The organism is Nonomuraea sp. KM88 (genome assembly GCF_052245635.1).
In the GTDB taxonomy this organism is placed as follows: Bacteria; Actinomycetota; Actinomycetes; order Streptosporangiales; family Streptosporangiaceae; genus Nonomuraea.
The window spans coordinates 68,281-85,205 of the sequence record NZ_JBQQCC010000013.1 but is presented as its reverse complement, the minus strand read 5'-3'; the positions used below and the strand labels follow the sequence as shown (position 1 = coordinate 85,205).

The window sequence follows — 16,925 nt, the reverse complement described above, 5'->3', positions numbered from 1 at the left end:
AAACGTAGCAAGGCTAGGGATGCTGTGCAACGGCTATCAGCGCCACCGCCCCGAGCGCGCAGGCCACGCCGGTCATCTGGACGGCCCGCAGCCGCTCGCCGAGCACGTGGCGGGCCAGCAGAAGGGTGCTGGCCGGGTAGAGCGAGACGAGCACGGCGACGAGGCTGAGCAGGCCGTCCTGCTGGGCGAGCAGGAAGAGCACGTTCGCCGTCATGTCCAGCACGCCGGCGGCGACGATGATGTGCAGTGACCCCGGCCGCGGTCTGAGCGTCCTCCGGGTGACCAGGGCGAGCAGGGCCACCACGGTCACCGACGAGAGCCTGGCGCCGACCAGCGGCCACAGGCCGGACTCGTGGGAGGCCATGGAGAGCAGGACGAAGAAGCCGCCGAACCCGGCGCCCGCGGCCAGCGCCGCCGCCACCGAGGCGACGGAGCCGTGTCCGCCGCCTGAGCTGTCCTGGCTGACCAGCAGCACGGAGCCCAGCGCCAGCGCCACCCCGACCAGTGCCCAGGACGCCGGCCGCTCGCCGGTCGCCAGCCCGAACACCACGGGCAGCGCGGCCGAGGTGACCGCGGTCGTCGGCGCGACCACCGACATGACGCCCGTGGCCAGCGCCCGGTAGAACAGCACCAGCCCGGCCGCCCCCGACATGCCCGCGGCCAGCCCCCATGACAGCGCCGTGTCGCTGAACGCGCCGGGCAGCAGCGGCAGCAGGGCCAGGATCAGCCCCAGGCCGGCGATCTGCGACAGCACGACGACCGAGAGCACCTGGGTTCGTCTGGTGGCCAGGCCGCCGAAGAAGTCGGCCGTGCCGTAGACCACCGCGCAGGCGGCCGCCAGGATCACCGTCATGTCGCACTCCGTCCAGTCCAACAAACTGCACGCTTAGTACAACATATTAGGTTCAGCACAGTGCAATAGGTTTTCACTACACTGCACTCCATGGAGGACCCCGAGCTGATCACCCAGGCCATCGCCAACAACGTCCGGGCCCAGCGCTCCCACCGCGGGCTGACGCTCGACGCGCTGGCCGCCAGGTCGGGGGTGAGCAGGGGGATGCTCGTCCAGGTGGAGCAGGGCCGGACCAACCCGAGCGTCTCCACGCTCACCAGGATCGCCTCCGCCCTGGGCGTCACCGTGGCCCGACTCGTCGAGGTCGCCGACGTGCCCATGGTGCGCGTCATCGACAAGGCCGACGTCGTCACGTTCCGCCAGGGCGACGTGCAGGCCCGCCTGCTCGTGGGCGCGGACGTGCCGATGATCCTGGAGTTGTGGGACTGGCGGCTGGCCCCTGGCGAGCACCACGACGGCGACGCCCACCCGCCCGGCACCCGCGAGATGCTCACGGTGCTCGACGGCGAGCTGACGATCACCGTCTACGGCAAAAGCCACACCATCGGCAGGGACGACGCGGTGCTCTTCACCGCCGACCGTCCCCACCGCTACGCGAACAACGGCAAGGAGCAGCTCAGGTTCGTCATGGTGGTCGCCGAGCCCCGCGAGACACCCGACCAATGACGGAGATATCCCTTATAAGCGGCTGGCACCCGTTGTCTGGGTACATCACTGATGTGTGCAGAACGTCGGCAGGGGGTGGCGGGTGAGTGAGGCCCGAGCGGCGACGGAGAAGCTCCAGGCGGAGCTCCACGGTCTGGGCGTCACCAGCGCGTACGACGTGGGCGACGATGCGACCGTCTCGGTGTGGATAGGCCTGGTCGTGCGCTACAGGGACGGCTTTTACCGTTGGCAGGAAGGGCCGGTGAAACGTCGGCATCTGGGTACGGATCCGGCCGGATGTGCCATGCGCGTGGCGCGCCGCTCCGAAGAACTGCGGGCCGATATCCCACCCTGGTGGGATGACCTGGTCAGGGAACTGCGGGGGAAACCGGCCCAGGACTATCCGTAGCCCCCCGTACGCGGTGTTTCGGGGGGACGCATGCGCGGGTGGGCTCTGCCGCTGGCCCTGTTGGCTCTGGTCAGCTTCGCCACCCAGGTGGTGGTGCACCCCCATCCTCCGGCGCTCCCGATCGTGCCCGTCCAGCCGCCGCCGGTCGAGCGCTCCGTTCTGGCCAGGCGGCTGGAGTCGATGCAGGCCGACTGGCCGCGCCACGTCGACTGCGCCTCGGCCAAGTGCGTGGCCCTGACCTTCGACGACGGGCCGGGCGAGCACACGGACCAGCTGCTCGACGTGCTGGACGAGCGCCACGTCAGGGCGACGTTCTTCGTGGTCGGGGAGATGGTGGCGGCCGGCGGCGGGCGAGCCGTGCAGCGTATCGCGGCCGACGGCCACGAGCTCGGCAACCACTCCTGGAGCCACCGGGCGCTGTCCGAGCTGACGCGGAAGGAGCTCCACCGGGAGCTGCGGCACACCGGCCGCCTCGTGCGCCGGCTCACCGGGGTCAGAATGCGGGTGATGCGGCCGCCGTACGGGCTGACGGACCGGCACGTCGCGGCCGAGGCACGCCGCGCGGGCATGGCCCAGATCCTGTGGAACGTCGACACCTTCGACTGGCGGGACCGGACGCCCGAAATCGTGGCCCGGCGGGCCGGCCGGGCCACACCCGGCTCGATCATCCTCATGCACGACATCCACCGCACCACCGTGAAGGCCGTGCCCGCCCTGCTCGACGCGCTCGCGAGAAGGGGCTTCACGTTCGTCACGGTCTCAGAGCTGTACGGCCACCGGAGCCCCACGCCGGGGAGGAAGTACATGAGGCGGTGACCCGGGGCGGCCCGGCCGCGTGGCAGGCTGGTCCACATGGGGTTCACCGGCTTTCCCGACGAGGCGTTCCTGTTCTACGAGGGGCTCGAGGCTGACAACTCGAAGACCTACTTCGGCCGGCACAAACAGCTCTACGAGGAGGCCGTGCGGGAGCCGATGCTCGCGCTCGCCGACGAGCTGGCCACGGAGTTCGGGCCCGCGCAGCTCTTCCGGCCCTATCGTGACGTGCGCTTCGCCAAGGACAAGTCGCCGTACAAGACGCATCAGGGCGCGTTCGTCGACCTGATGCCAGGCATCGGGCTCTACGTGGAGCTGAGCGCGGCCGGGCTGTTCACCGCGGGCGGCGTCTACACGAAGGCCCCCGACCAGGTCGCCCGCTATCGCGCGGCCGTCGACGAAGACCTGTCGGGCAAGCCGCTGGAGTCGATCATCGACTCGCTGGAGGCGGCCGGCTACACGCTCCACGGCGAGCGGCTCAAGACCAGGCCGCGCGGCTTCGACGCCGGCCACCCCCGCATCGAGCTGCTGCGGCACAGGTCGCTCCACGCGGGGAAACGGTTCGAGCCGGCGCCGTGGGTGCACACGCCGCAGGTGCGCGAGCGGGTGGCGCGCACGTGGCGCGACTTCGGGCCCCTGGTCGAGTGGCTCTGCACCCACGTGAGAGGCAGCGAGCTGCCGCCCCGCTGACCTGGCCGCCGGAGCAGGAGGCCGCGCCCCACCGGCCTGGCCGCCGTAGGCCGCCAAACGCGGTGGGTCAGGCGCGGTGGGCCGGTGGGTCAGGCGCGCTTGGCGCGGGCCGCCGCGCGGCCGCGGATCGCGGCGTCGAGCACCACCTTGCGGATGCGCACGGCGTCAGGAGTGATCTCAACGCATTCGTCCTCGCGGATGAACTCGAGCGCCTGCTCCAGGGAGAGCACGCGCGGCGGGATCAGCTTCTCCGTCTCCTCGCTGGTGGAGGAGCGCATGTTGGTGAGCTTCTTCTCCTTGGTGATGTTGACGTCCATGTCGTCGGACCGGGAGTTCTCGCCGATGATCATGCCTTCGTAGACCTCGGTCGTCGGCGAGACGAACAGCGTGCCGCGCTCCTGCAGGTTGAGCATCGCGAACGCGGTCACCGGGCCGGACCTGTCGGCCACCAGCGACCCGTTGTTGCGGGTGCGCAGCTCGCCGAACCAGGGCTCGTAGGAGTCGAAGACGTGGTGGACCAGGCCCGTGCCGCGGGTCTCGGTGAGGAACTCCGTGCGGAAGCCGATCAGGCCGCGCGCCGGGACCACGAACTCCATGCGGATCCAGCCGGTGCCGTGGTTGGTCATGTGCTCCATGCGGCCCTTGCGCACCGCCAGGAGCTGCGTGACCGCGCCGAGGTATTCTTCCGGGCAGTCGACCGTGAGGCGCTCGACGGGCTCGTGCACCTTGCCGTCGATCTCTTTGGTGACCACCTGCGGCTTGCCGACGGTGAGCTCGTAGCCCTCGCGGCGCATCTGCTCGACCAGGATGGCCAGCGCCAGCTCGCCGCGGCCCTGCACCTCCCAGGCGTCGGGCCGCTCGGTGGGCAGCACCCGCAGCGACACGTTGCCGACCAGCTCCTTCTCGAGTCGGTCTTTCACCATGCGCGCGGTGACCTTGGAGCCCTTGACCTTGCCCACGAGGGGCGAGGTGTTGGTGCCGATGGTCATCGAGATGGCCGGCTCGTCGACCGTGATGAGCGGCAGCGGGCGCGGGTCGTCGGGGTCGGCCAGCGTCTCGCCGATCATGATCTCGGGGATGCCGGCGATGGCGATGATGTCGCCGGGGCCCGCCTGCTCGGCCGCCTTGCGCTCCAGGGCCTCGGTCATGAGCAGCTCGGTGATCTTCACGCGCTGGATCGTGCCGTCGGTGCGGCACCAGGCCACCTGCTGGCCCTTGCGCATGACGCCCTGGTGGATGCGGCACAGCGCGATGCGGCCGAGATAGGAGGAGGCGTCGAGGTTGGTGACGTGGGCCTGGAGCGGCGCGCTCGGGTCGTAGGTCGGCGCCGGGATGGTCGACTTGATGATGTCGAACAGCGGCTCGAGGTCTCCCGAGTCGGGCATGCCGCCGTCGTCGGGGCGCTCCATGGAGGCCCTGCCCGCCTTGGCCGAGGCGTAGACGATCGGGAAGTCGATCTGCTCCTCGGTGGCGTCGAGATCCATGAAGAGCTCATAGACCTCGTCGACGACCTCTTTGATGCGGGCGTCGGGGCGGTCGACCTTGTTGATGCACAGGATGACCGGCATCTTCGCCGACAGCGCCTTGCGCAGCACGAAGCGGGTCTGCGGCAGCGGGCCCTCGGAGGCGTCGACCAGCAGCACGACCCCGTCGACCATCGAGAGCCCGCGCTCGACCTCGCCGCCGAAGTCGGCGTGGCCGGGGGTGTCGATGATGTTGATGGTCATGCCGCCGTGCTTGACCGCGGTGTTCTTCGCGAGAATGGTGATGCCCTTCTCGCGCTCGAGGTCGTTGGAGTCCATGACGCGGTCGTCGACGTCCTGGTTGGCGCGGAAGGCCCCGGACTGCCAGAGCATGGCGTCGACCAGCGTGGTCTTGCCATGGTCGACGTGCGCGATGATCGCGATGTTCCGCAGGTCTTCGCGGCTGTTCAAAGGCATGAGAGGTCTCGCTCTGTGTCGTGGAGGCGGCCGCGCGAAGTCGCGACCTACCAAGTCTAATTGATCCCCTCTGATGGCGAGCGCGAGCGGGACGACGGCGGGGGGCCTACGTACATAGCCGGTTGCACAATTGTGCGCATGGCAATCTTGGCCAGGGTCCCTACATTAACGGCATGACCTGGACAGAGCTGGTGATGGCCGCGGCGCCGACACGGGGCGAACGGCCGGCGGTGAGCGATGTCCGGACAGGCGAGCTGCTGTCGTACGCGACCTTCGTCAGACGGGTCACCCGTGGCGCGGCGGGCCTGCGCCGCCGGGGTCTGGGCTACGGCGAGAGGGTCATCGTCAACGTCCCGCCCGGCGCGACGCTGCCGGTCGCGATCCACGCCGTCGCCTGGGCGGGCGGCGTCGCGGTGCTCGCGGCCTCCGGCTCCGCCCGCATGTTGATCACCCAGCGCCACTACGATCCCGCCGCCACGCAGGTCGAGCAGGTCTACTCCTTCTACCCGGTCGAGGGTGCCGAGCCGTTCTCCGAGCTGCTCGACGAGCGCGGGGTGGAGTTCGGGCCGCTGGCGGGCCCGGCGCTCACGTTCGACGGCCGGCGCGTGTTCGACCACGACGAGCTGGCAGGCGACCTGCGCAGGCTCGCCGCGCGGGTGGCCATCTCCAAGGACGACGTCCTGATCAGCGCGGTCAACGATCCGTTCAGGGTGCTGCGGGTGATCGACCTGGCCATGATGTCCGGTGCCCACGTCGTGGTCGCCCACGAGCCGAGCCTGGTCGGCTGCCGCGTGCTCGCCCAGGAGCGGGGGGCGAACGTCGTCGTCGCACCCTACGACCTGGCGAGGAGGCTGCTCGGCAATCCCGCGCTGCGCGTCGTCGACGAACGGACGGTCGTGAGCTCGCTCGGCCTGTGATCCCGACGGGCGCCGCCGTGTCCCTGGCCGGCTGGAGCAACATGAGCGCGCGTGTCTGATGCGCGGGTCTCCTGGCGGGGAAAGTGCGACACTGTCGGAGAGTGTGATCCTTCTGCGATGCGCGGGTGACCACATGTCTGAGCTGCCCCGGCACAACCTTCCCGCCGAGCCCAACCGGTTCGTGGGCCGCGAACGCGACGTCGGCGACCTGCGCCGGCTGATGGGCGAGACGCGGGTGGTGACGCTGTGCGGGGTCGGCGGCATCGGCAAGACCCGGCTCGCGGTGCGGGTGGCCGCCGGGCTGCTGCCCTCCTATCCGGGCGGCGTCTGGCTCGCGGAGCTGGCCGGGGTCGGCCGTCCCGAGCTCGTGGAGCGGGAGCTCGCCGGCGTGCTCGGCGTGCGCGATGAGGCCGGCCGCCCGCTGCTCGACACGGTGGCGGCCAGGCTGCGCGGTCAACCCTGCCTGCTGCTGCTCGACAACTGCGAGCACCTGGTCGAACGGTGCGCGGAAGTGGTCGCGGCGCTGATCGCGGCCTGCCCGCCGCTGAACGTCATGGCGACCAGCAGGGAGCCGCTGCGCATCGCCAGCGAGCTGGTCTGGCGGGTGCCGCCGCTCGAACTGCCGCCCGTCACGGGCCGTCCCGACGCCGAGTCGGTGCGGTTGTTCCTCGACCGCGCGGCCGCCGCGGGCACGCGGCTGGGCCCCGGCAGCATGCCCGACGTGGCGCGCCTGTGCCGGGCGCTCGACGGGCTGCCGCTGGCCATCGAGCTGGCGGCGGCCCGTACGAGCCTGCTCAGCCCCGGGCAGATAGCCGACCGCGTCGACGACAGGTTCGCGCTGCTGACGACCGGCGGCCGCACGGCTCCCGCCAGGCAGCGCACGCTCCTCCGCGCCGTCGAGTGGAGCCACGACCTGCTCTCCGCGAAGGAGCAGGTGTTGCTGCGCAGGCTGGCGGTGTTCGCCGGCGCGTTCGACCTCGACCTGGCCGAGCAGGTCTGCGCCGAACCGCCGATCTCCGAGGCGGAGATCGTCGACCTGCTCGGCGGCCTGGTCGACAAGTCGCTCGTGCTCTGCGACGAGGGCCGCGCACGCTACTGGCTGCTCGAGACCATCAAGCGGTACGCCGCCGGGCGCCTCGACACGGCGGGCGAGCGGGAGATCCTGCGCGAGCGGCACCTCGGCGCGCTCTGCGAGCTGCAGGAACACCATTTCGCCACCGAGCTGGTCGAGCCGGGGGTGCCCTGGGAGGGCCGGCTGGAGGCGCTGACCACGAGCCGGATCCTCGCCGACGACCAGCGGGTCGCGCTCGGCTGGGCCGCCGAGTTCGGCAACCCGGCGCTGGGCCTGCGGCTGTGTGCCGCCGGCACGGCGCTGCTGCCCGTCGGCGGCAACCCGTCGGAGATCGTCGCCTGGACGGAGCGGCTGCTCGCCCTCGACCTGTCGGAGGTGCCCGGCGGGCGGATCGCGCGGGCCGAGGCCTGCCTCGCGTACGGGCTGGAGGCGCGCGACGAGCTGGACCGCTCGCTGGAGGTGGCCGGGCGGAGCCTGGCCCGGTTGCCGCCGGGCGACGTGTTCACCCGGTGCGCCGTGCACAGCGTCATGGCCGTGGTGTTGTTGCGCATGGGCAGGCCCGACGAGGCGCTGCCGCACGCCCAGGAGTGCCTGGCCCTCGCCACCCGGTCCGGCGACGCCTGGAACCAGGCGGCCGGGCTGGCCGGGCTGTCGGCGGTGGCCCTGACGCGTGGCCGGCTGCGGGAGGCGGAGCGGCACGGCGAGGAGGCGCTCGCGCGGGCGCGCGAGCACGGTCACCGCTGGATCATGGCGCGGACGGCCGCCCAGCTCGGCTCGGTGGCCGAGGCCCGCGGCGACCTGGTGACGGCCAGGTCCCGCTACGAGCTGGCCGTTCCGTGGTTGCGGGAGCTGGGCGACGACCTGGAGCTGGCGCGCTGCCTGGCCAGGATCGGCAGGGTGGCGGCGATGTCGCGCGAGTTCGGCGTCGCCAGGGAGCGGCTGGCGGCGAGCCGAGCGCTGGCCGGGGCGGCGGGGCAGCGCCAGGACATGGCCCGGTGCCTGGCCGGGCTGTCGGTGCTGGCGGAGTGCGAGGGCGATCTCGCCGGCGCGGTGCTGGCCGCGGCCGCGGCGGCCACGCTGCGCGCCTCGATCGGCCGGCACCCGGCCACGACGCGGATCGAGGAGCTGCTCGGCCGGGCCAGGGCCCGGTTGGGGGAGGGCCGCACCACCTCGCTGTGGTCGCGGGGCCGGGCGATGCACCCCGACGACGCCGCGCGCCACGTGCTGGAGAGCGAACTGCTGGCGGCCGGGACGCCCGTGGTGACCGGGCCCGTCAGGCACTCGCTGCTGACCGCGCGCGAGCAGGAGGTCGCCGGGCTGCTCACCCGCGGCCTGTCCAACCGGGCCATCGCGGAGGAGCTGGTGATCAGCCCCGCGACGGTGGCGCGCCACATCGCGAACATCATGGAGAAGCTCGGCTACACCTCGCGGGCGCAGATCGCGGTGTGGGCCGCGGAACACCCCAGGGCTTCTGCATAGGGATCTGCATATTCCGCCCCATGCCCGCACGAGACGCCCTCCCTACCGTTGGCCCCATGGAGGAGCGCATCGTCATGGTGGACCTGGGCACCGGCCTGGCGCTCACCGAGGAGCAACTGGACGAGAGGTCCGCCATGGCGACCGTCCAGTTGCGGCGCAGAGGCGTTCGCGCGGGTGACACCGTGCTCATCTGCCTGCCCGTCGGGGCCGACCTGATGATCGCGACGGACGCGGTGATCGCCGCGGGCGGCGTCGCCTGCCCGCTGCCGGCCGATCTCGACGTCGACACCCTCAGGAGCCGCATCCGCGCGACCGGCGCCCGGGTGATGATCTCCGAGGTGCCGCGGGCGCTGGAGGCGGCGGACGAGACGCGCGTACGGATCGTGATGGGCGTCGCAGACCTGGGCGCCCTACCTCCCTATCCGATCCGTCGTGATTTCTGCACGCAAAGTGATCGCATCGAGCTCCGAAGCAGTGGAGACTGAGCGGGACGGACAGTTCCCGCGACCCCCATGGGCCCTCACATGACGGCGCAAGTCCCGCACAACCTTCCCGCGGAGCCCAACCGCTTCGTCGGGCGCGCGCGAGACGTGGCCGAGCTGAGCGCGCTGATCCACGAGGAACGCGTGATCACGCTCAGTGGCGTCGGCGGCATCGGCAAGACCCGCCTGGCGCTGCGCGTCGCCGCGCGGGCGATGCCCGGGTTCGCGGGGGGCGTGTGGCTGGTCGAGCTGGCCCGCGTCAGCAGGCCGGCGCTCGTCGTCAACGAGCTGGCCGAGGTGCTCGGCGTGCGCGACGAGACGCCGGGGAGGCTGCTCGACGGCCTGCGGGTGCGCCTGCGCGCGGCCAGGGCGCTGATCGTCCTCGACAACTGCGAGCACCTGGTCGAGCGGTGCGCCGAGCTGGTGGCCGAGCTGATCGCCGAGTGCCCCGAGCCGGCGTTCCTGATCACCAGCCGCGAACCCCTGCGCATCCCCGGCGAGCTGGTGTGGCGGGTGCCGCCGCTCGAACTGCCCGACGACCACCACCCGGACGCCGAGTCCGTGCTGCTCTTCGTGGAGCGGGCGCTGGCCGCCGGCGCGCGCGGGGTCCCGGGCAGCATGGACGACGTCGTACGCCTGTGCCGCGCGCTCGACGGCCTGCCGCTGGCGCTGGAGCTGGCGGCGGCCCGTACCAGCCTGCTGAGCCCCGGCCGGATCGCCGACCGCGTCGGCGACAGGTTCGGGCTGCTCACCACCGGCGACCGTACCGCCCCCGCGCGGCAGCGCACGCTCCTCGCCACCGTGGAGTGGAGCCACGACCTGCTCTCGCCGCGGGAGCGGGTGCTGCTGCGCAGGCTGTCGGTCTTCGCCGGGCTGTTCGATCTGGAGCTGGCCGAGCGGGTGTGCGCGGACGGCGGCATCCTGCGCGGCGCCGAGCTGCTCGACCTGCTCAGCGCCCTGGTCGACAAGTCGCTGGTGCTCCACCCCGGCGCCGCCGGCCGCTACCGCCTGCTGGAGACGATCAAGCAGTACGCCGCAGAGCGCCTGGAGGAGGCGGGCGAGGCCGCGCACCTGCGCGACAGGCACCTGGGCGTGATCTGCGAGGAACTGGAGCAGTGCTACGGCGCCGACTCTCTCAACCGCGGGATGTCCTGGGAGGCGATCAAGCAGGCGTTCACCAGGGGGCGGTCCCTGCTCGACGACTGCCGCGCGGCCGTCGACTGGGCAGTGGAGTCCGAGCAGCCGGTGCTCGGGCTGCGGCTGGCGAGCACGGCCCTGGCGATCCAGGCCGTCCGCGGCGACCTCGGCGAGAGCGTCGGCTGGCACGAGCGGTTGCTCGCGCTCGATCTGTCGGAGGTGCCGCCCGAGCTGGTGGCGGTGGCCAACGGCGGCCTGGCGTACGGGCTGGAGCTCGGTGACGAGCTGGCCCGCGCGGAGGAGCTCGTCGTGCGGGCCGTCGAGGAGCAGAAGAGACACCCCTACACGCACTGGCTCGGCATCACCTACTGCGTGGCGCTGACCGTGTTCTTCCGCAGGGGGAAGAGCAAGGAGGCCCTGGCCTACCTGGACGAGCTGGAGGCCGCGGCCACCGCCCACGACGACCTGTTCAACCTGGCCACCGTCCGGATCGCCCAGCTGAACGTGGCGCTCTTCCACGGCCGCCTGCGCCAGGCCCAGCGCTACGGCGAGGAGGCGCTGGCCATCGCCAGGAAGACCGGTCACCACTGGACCCTGGCCAGGGCGCTGACCCATCTGGGCGCGGTGGCCGAGGCCGCCGGTGACCTGGAGACGGCCATGTTCCACCACGCCTCGGCGCTGCCGCTGCTCGCGGACATGGACAACCGGATCGAGGTGGCCCGCTGCCACACCAAGATCGCGAGGGTGGCGGCCGGGCTGCGCGACTTCGCGACCGCCGGTGAGCACGTGGCCGCCGGTCTGGCCCTGGGTTTGCGGACCGGCCAGCGGCGCGGGATCGTCCGCGCCCTCATGGCGCTGTCCGCGCTGGACCGGGCGCGGGACGACATCGAGGTGGGCGGCCAGGCACCGGATGGACGCGGAGCGAACCTAAGCTCGTCTTCATGCCTTTCGCGCCCAACTTCCCCGTCATGCTGAGGACCGAGGACGGGGTTCGCATCGACGCCTCGCACACTCCCGCCAGGTTGCCCGCCGCCGGGGCCGATCCGGCGCGGTCAGGACCCCTGGACGTCGGGATCGTGGTGGCGCACGGCTTCACCGGTTCGTGGCGTGAGCGCTCCGCCCGCCGCATCGTGCACGTGCTGAGCCGCTACGGCGGCGTGGTGGCGTTCGACTTCCGCGGCCACGGCCGTTCGGGCGGCCTGACGACCGTGGGGGACGCGGAGATCCTCGACGTGGACGCCGCCGTCAGGCACGCCCGGGTGGTCGGCTACTCAAGGATCGCGGTCGTGGGCTTCTCCATGGGGGCGGCGGTGGCCGTACGCCATGCGGGGCTCAGGCGCGGCGTGGACGCGGTGGTCGCGGTGAGCGGCCCGGCCCGGTGGTACTACCGGGGCACCAGGCCGATGCGGCAGGTGCACTGGGCCATCGAGCGGCGGGCCGGCCGGTTGGCTGCCCGGCTGGTCAAGCGCACCAGGATCGCTCCCGGCGCATGGGACCCGATCCCGATGCCGCCGCACGAGGCCGCCGGGCTCATCACGCCGGTGCCGCTGCTGATCGTCCACGGCGAGGCCGACGCGTTCTTTCCGGTGGAGCACGCGCACCAGCTCTACGACGGCGCGCGCGAGCCGAAGGAGCTCTGGATCGAGCCGGGGTACGGCCACGCGGAGACCGCCGCCACCCCCGAACTCATCAGCAAAATTGGCAAATGGATCTCTTCGAACTTTTCGTGAGTAATACACGTCTACCTAGGGCGGATGGATAAAAACCGCCGGGAGAAAGTCTCTGGGGATGGAAGCCGTCATGACGGCGACCATGGGACATACTTCAGTAGTCAGGCGGTCGCCCACCGTGGCTCGCCGCCGGCGGATCACCATGGGTAAGGCGATCCGCACTTTCAGTGCCTCCATCGGGTGGAACACCGCGGGGAGTGGGGTATGCACTGTGAGTGGCGGGATCTGCACCTAGCGTTGCGGGGGCGCGCTGGGTGCACATCCCGTACGACGAGGGCCCCGCGGCCGGCCGCGGGGCCCTCCTTCCGCCCGGTCAGCCGAGCCGGGCGATGGTCTTGTACTCCAGATAGCCGTTGAGCCCCTCCGGGCCGAGTTCGCGGCCGATGCCGCTGGCCTTGTAGCCGCCGAAGGGCGCGTTGGTCTCCAGCATGTAGCAGTTGACGCCGTACGTCCCGGTGCGGACCTGGCGGGCCACCTCCATGCCGTGGTCGGTGTCGGCCGTCCACACCGTGCCGGCCAGGCCGTAGTCGCTGTCGTTGGCGATGCGGACGGCGTCGGCCTCGTCGTCGTACGGGATCACGGCCAGGACCGGGCCGAAGATCTCCTCGCGGGCGATGCGCATGTCGTTGGAGACGCCGGCGAAGACGGTGGGCGCGACGTACCAGCCCCGGTCGTACGGCCGCTCCAGGCCGCCGACCACGACCTTGGCGCCTTCCTCCATGCCGATCCTGATGTAGCCCTCGACGCGTTCCTGCTGCCGCCTGGCCACCAGCGGGCCGATGCCGGTCGCCGGGTCGGCGGGGTCGCCGACGGGCTGGGAGCCGACCATGCTCGCGATGGCGTCCACCACCTCGTCGTAACGGTTGCGCGAGGCCAGGATGCGGGTCTGGGCCACGCACGCCTGGCCGTTGTTCATGAGGCTGGCCATGGACAGGAAGCCCATGCCGGCGGCGAGGTCGGCGTCGTCGAGGATGATGGCGGCGGACTTGCCGCCCAGCTCCAGGCTGACCCGTTTGAGCTGCTCGCCGCAGATGGCCGCGATGCGTCGGCCGGCCGCCGTCGAGCCGGTGAAGGCCACCTTGTCGACGCCCGCGTGCGAGACCAGGTGCTCGCCCGTCTCGCGGCCCGCGGGCACGATGTTGAGCACGCCCGCGGGCAGTCCCGCCTCGACCGCCCACTCGGCCAGCAGGTACGCGTCCAGCGGCGTCTCCGGCGCCGGTTTGAGCACGACCGTGCAGCCGGCCAGCAGCGCGGGCGCGAGCTTCGTCATCGTGACGAACTGCGGCACGTTCCACGGCACCACGGCCGCCACGACGCCCACGGGCTCCCTGCGCACGGTGAGCGGGCCGAACAGCCCTGGCCGCTCTTCCTCCTGCTGGAACGTCTTGCCGAGCTCGGCGTAGAACTGCAGCATGCCGAGCGGCTGGGGCGCCTGCGCGAGGTTGGAGAAGGTGATGGGCGAGCCCATCTCCTCCGTGATGAGCCGGGCCATCTCGCCCTGCCGCTCGTTGTAGATCGCGGCCAGCCTGCCGATCACCTCGGCCCGCTCGGCGAAGGTCATCCGGGGCCAGGGTCCGTGGTCGAACGCCTGCCTGGCGGCGGCGACCGCGCGCTCCACGTCCTCGGGCGTGCCGTCGGGCACCCGGCCGACGACCTCCTCGGTGTGCGGGGAGATGACGTCTATCGTCGCGTCGCCCGCCGGGGCCACCCATTCGCCCCCGATGAACAGCTTGTCGTGCTGGCGCATGTCGTGAGCCTCCTGCTTGACCGAATGCTTGCTTGCCCTGGGGATGCCTCAAGGTGACCGAACCATGTTCTGGACGCGCACGCAAGAGGGGCGCGGCCGGTGCGCCGCACCCCTCCGCCGGGGTCAGCGAGGATCGCCGATCAGGTGCCGCATCGACCGTCCGACCAGGTCCGTACGCGCGTCCTGGCCGGTCACGCTCTCGACGCCGAAGCCCAGGTAGACGGTGTCCTTGGTGACGACTCCGCCCCCCTCCTCGAAGAGCTGGTCCGTACGGAACCAGTTGTTGGTCGACGGCGCCGAGCCCTCGGGCGGGTCACCGGCGCTCCAGCCGCCCATGTCCGCCTCGAACGAGGTCTCCTCGGCGACCGTGCCGTCCAGCGTGAGCGCGAAGTCGTCGAGGAAGACGCCCGCGCCCTGGGTGGCCCAGTCGGTGACGTACGAGATGGAGAGCTCGACCCGCTTGCCCGCGTACGGGGTCAGGTCGATCGTCCACTGCTGCCAGCCGCCCGAGTTGCCGGAGGCCGCGTGCCACGCGCCGGACGTCCCGGCCGGCTCGCAGGAGGCGCTCTGGTAGCGCTGCGTGAACGGGTGGATCGTGCGCCAGCCGCCGCTGTTCCCGGCGTCGCAGCTGTCGCCGGTGTCCTGGGAGGTGTGCCGTTCGTGTCCGGCAGCGTGGTCCAGTCGTCGCCGCCCGCCGTCCTGGCCTCCACCGCCAGGAAGTCCCAGGCGCTCTCGGTGTCGTACGACGTCCAGAACGACAACTCCCCGCCGCTCTTGCCGGTCAGGTCGACGGTCCTGGTCAGCCGCTTCCACGACACGTCGGCGATGCCGCTGTAGACGTCCCAGGAGCCCGAGTGCGGGTCGAACGGGCCGCCGGGCCTGGCCCACTTGACCGGAGCCGAGCTCGCGAAGCGCGGGAACCGGTCGGCGGGCAGGATCGCCGAGGTCGCCACGAACGCGTTGGTGTGGCCGGGCTCCAGGGTCGCCTCGAAGCCCTCGAACGCGCCGGAGGCGCCCCTCAGCGCGAACGGCTGACCGGTGCCCTGGTCGGTGCCCCCGTCGTCGAAATAGACGTGGGCGCCTAGCCAGTACTGCTGGAAGTCGTTGAACACCGGGATGCAGGGCGGGTCGCCGGGTTCCGTGCACTCGGGGTTCTCGGGCTGGTCCGGCTCGTAGAAGTACAGGCCGTTGCCGTTGGCCGCGTACGACGCGTACCTGCCCGCGTGCAGCAGCTTGCCGCCCTCGTTCAGGTAGTCGCGGACCGCCAGCTCGGTGTCCACGCCGGCCTTGGACGTGGTGCCGGGCACCTGGCCCTCGGAGCGCGGGATCACGTCGTCGCCGGTCTCCCAGACGACCGCCTTGTAGTGGCTGAGCACGCCGAGCGGGTGCGGGGCCTTGCGGCCCATCCGGTCCAGGTCGTACACGTCGGAGGAGTAGCCGGCCGCGCTCAGCGCCGCGGCGTACTCGCCGGCGTACTTCGCCTCCGTGCCCTCCTGGTCAGGGCTGATGCCGGTGACGTCCTCGGCGGCCAGCACGAGCACCTTGCCGCCGATGTCGTCGGCGACGGTGTAGGTGAAGCCGTCGCTCTTCCTGCCGATCGAGGTGAACCAGACCTTCACCTTGTCGCCCGGCCTCGTCCCGGCGATCTTGCCGCGCAGCCGGTGGTAGTAGCGGTCGTAGCCGTCGCCGTAGCGCTCGCCGCCCTTCCATTCGTGGGTCGGGGCGATCCGGGTACGGCCGCCGTTGACCTGGTAGTTCAGGAAGACCGGGCCCAGCCTGCGCTTGGCGTTGACCTGGACGACCTGGTTCCTGCCGTGGCTGACCTCGAACGGGTCGAGCACGAAGTCGGGCGTCCTGTTGCCCAGATGGCTGACCGGCTCGACCGGGTCGACCGCGGACCTCGCCACGTCGAGCGCGAACGGCAGGCCCTTCTCGAACTCCGCCTGCACCAGCGCCTCGTCGTCGGGGAAGACGAAGCCGCAGCCGTCGCAGCCCTCGTTGAGCTCGGGCGTCCACGACAGCGTGCCGTAGCGGAAGTGCGCCTGGTCGTTGGTGTCGCCGTTGGTGGTGTACAGCTCGGCGCCGAGGTCGGGGTCGAAGCCGGGGATGGCGGGCTTGGCGTCGTCGCCCGTCAGCGCCTCGTAGATCGGGTTGTCGGCCGTCTCCGTGGCGATCTGCACGCCGATCGGGTAGAGCAGCAGCGGGCCGTACGAGTGGTAGTTGAGCTGCATCTCGAACCTGACCCGCCGGAGCAGGCCGTCCATGGCCCTGGTTTCGGGCTCGCTGGCCGGGCCCGTGCCGCGGTAGGTCTCGCTGCTGGGGATGCTCGACGAGCCTTCCTCGTCGTAGTGGAAGTTCGTGGGGAAGTTCCGGTTGATGTCGACGCCGTCGGCGCCGGTGATCCGGCCGTCGCCGTTGTTGTCGCGCAGGTTCTTGCGCCACAGGCGGTTGCCCTCGGCGAACGTGAAGTCGTAGCCGTCGGGGTTGGCCACCGGCACGAACCACAGCTCGGTCCTGTTGAGCAGGTCCCTGAGGGCGCGCTTGTTGGCGATGACGTGCTTCAGCAGCCGCATGTCGACCTCGGTGGCGATCCACTCGCGGGCGTGCTGCGTGGCCGAGAAGAGGGTCGAGGGCTTGACGCCGTCGGGCAGCAGCCGGGCGCCCGCGGTCACCTTGGCGGCCAGGATGTCCTGGCCCTTGAGCGTCTTGCCGATGGATTGGAGCTTCACGATGTCCCGGTTGGCCCTGGCGATGTCCCTGAGCTGGTCGGCGATGCCGCCGGGCTCGGAGTAGGACCGGTAGACGGTGTAGCCGCCGGCCGCCTGTGCCCTGGCGGCCTCGAGCTGGCTCTGGCCCTGCTCGTTGCGTACGGGTGCGGGTTCGTGGCCGAGCTTCTCCAGCGTGCCGAGGTCGTCCTCGGCAGCGGTCAGCTCGCAGTTGGACAAAAGCCGCGAAACATCGTCAAAGGTGTGGCAGTTCGGTCGTTCGGATGACAGAGATCAAGATCATCT

General features: G+C 71.3%; 14 protein-coding genes and 1 pseudogene. 9 read left to right on the top strand and 6 right to left on the bottom strand.

Annotated elements, in window-relative coordinates; all coding sequences use genetic code 11:
- Positions 1-13 precede the first annotated feature (13 nt).
- On the bottom strand, positions 14-853 hold the full coding sequence (locus tag ACTWPV_RS33010) for an EamA family transporter (protein WP_443154769.1): 840 nt from the start codon (positions 851-853) through the stop codon (positions 14-16).
- A gap of 90 nt (positions 854-943) precedes the next feature.
- Between ACTWPV_RS33010 and ACTWPV_RS33005 the strand changes: the two genes are divergently transcribed.
- From ACTWPV_RS33005 to ACTWPV_RS32990, 4 genes are all read left to right on the top strand, one after another.
- Positions 944-1,519 (top strand): helix-turn-helix domain-containing protein, encoded by a 576-nt coding sequence (locus ACTWPV_RS33005; RefSeq protein ID WP_347645264.1) that lies wholly within the window; start codon positions 944-946, stop codon positions 1,517-1,519.
- Positions 1,520-1,601: 82 nt separating this feature from the next.
- Entirely contained in the window at positions 1,602-1,907 is a 306-nt protein-coding gene (locus ACTWPV_RS33000) for a hypothetical protein (protein ID WP_347645263.1), read from the top strand.
- Between the two features lie 30 nt (positions 1,908-1,937).
- Complete coding sequence (locus tag ACTWPV_RS32995) at positions 1,938-2,723, top strand: polysaccharide deacetylase family protein (protein WP_347645261.1); 786 nt, start codon at positions 1,938-1,940, stop codon at positions 2,721-2,723.
- Between the two features lie 36 nt (positions 2,724-2,759).
- Complete coding sequence (locus ACTWPV_RS32990) at positions 2,760-3,410, top strand: DUF2461 domain-containing protein (RefSeq protein WP_443154768.1); 651 nt, start codon at positions 2,760-2,762, stop codon at positions 3,408-3,410.
- A gap of 89 nt (positions 3,411-3,499) precedes the next feature.
- Here ACTWPV_RS32990 and typA read toward each other — a convergent pair whose 3' ends face one another.
- Positions 3,500-5,350 (bottom strand): translational GTPase TypA, encoded by a 1,851-nt coding sequence (typA, locus tag ACTWPV_RS32985; RefSeq protein ID WP_443154767.1) that lies wholly within the window; start codon positions 5,348-5,350, stop codon positions 3,500-3,502.
- 173 nt (positions 5,351-5,523) lie between these two features.
- On the opposite strand from typA, the gene ACTWPV_RS32980 reads away from it, so the two are divergent.
- From ACTWPV_RS32980 to ACTWPV_RS32960, 5 genes are all read left to right on the top strand, one after another.
- Entirely contained in the window at positions 5,524-6,267 is a 744-nt protein-coding gene (locus ACTWPV_RS32980) for an AMP-binding protein (RefSeq protein WP_347645255.1), read from the top strand.
- Between the two features lie 133 nt (positions 6,268-6,400).
- A complete protein-coding gene (locus ACTWPV_RS32975; RefSeq protein ID WP_443154766.1) occupies positions 6,401-8,818 on the top strand; it encodes a LuxR C-terminal-related transcriptional regulator in 2,418 nt (805 codons plus the stop codon).
- Positions 8,819-8,874: 56 nt separating this feature from the next.
- A complete protein-coding gene (locus ACTWPV_RS32970; protein WP_443154765.1) occupies positions 8,875-9,303 on the top strand; it encodes an AMP-binding protein in 429 nt (142 codons plus the stop codon).
- Between the two features lie 39 nt (positions 9,304-9,342).
- A complete protein-coding gene (locus tag ACTWPV_RS32965) occupies positions 9,343-11,412 on the top strand; it encodes an ATP-binding protein (RefSeq protein ID WP_443154764.1) in 2,070 nt (689 codons plus the stop codon).
- Complete coding sequence (locus ACTWPV_RS32960; RefSeq protein ID WP_347645247.1) at positions 11,379-12,167, top strand: alpha/beta hydrolase; 789 nt, start codon at positions 11,379-11,381, stop codon at positions 12,165-12,167. Before ACTWPV_RS32965 ends, ACTWPV_RS32960 begins: the two co-directional genes overlap by 34 nt.
- Before the next feature lie 313 nt (positions 12,168-12,480).
- Here the strand turns inward: ACTWPV_RS32960 and ACTWPV_RS32955 are convergent, their stop codons facing one another.
- The 4 genes and pseudogenes from ACTWPV_RS32955 to ACTWPV_RS32940 form a co-directional block, all read right to left on the bottom strand.
- Complete coding sequence (locus ACTWPV_RS32955; protein ID WP_347645246.1) at positions 12,481-13,914, bottom strand: aldehyde dehydrogenase; 1,434 nt, start codon at positions 13,912-13,914, stop codon at positions 12,481-12,483.
- A gap of 123 nt (positions 13,915-14,037) precedes the next feature.
- On the bottom strand, positions 14,038-14,250 hold the full coding sequence (locus ACTWPV_RS32950) for a hypothetical protein (RefSeq protein WP_347645245.1): 213 nt from the start codon (positions 14,248-14,250) through the stop codon (positions 14,038-14,040).
- A gap of 84 nt (positions 14,251-14,334) precedes the next feature.
- Positions 14,335-14,394, bottom strand: a pseudogene (locus tag ACTWPV_RS32945) (hypothetical protein); the annotation flags it as partial.
- On the bottom strand, positions 14,391-16,859 hold the full coding sequence (locus ACTWPV_RS32940; protein WP_443154763.1) for a M14 family zinc carboxypeptidase: 2,469 nt from the start codon (positions 16,857-16,859) through the stop codon (positions 14,391-14,393). The pseudogene ACTWPV_RS32945 and the gene ACTWPV_RS32940, both read right to left, overlap by 4 nt.
- Between the last annotated feature and the right edge of the window lie 66 nt (positions 16,860-16,925).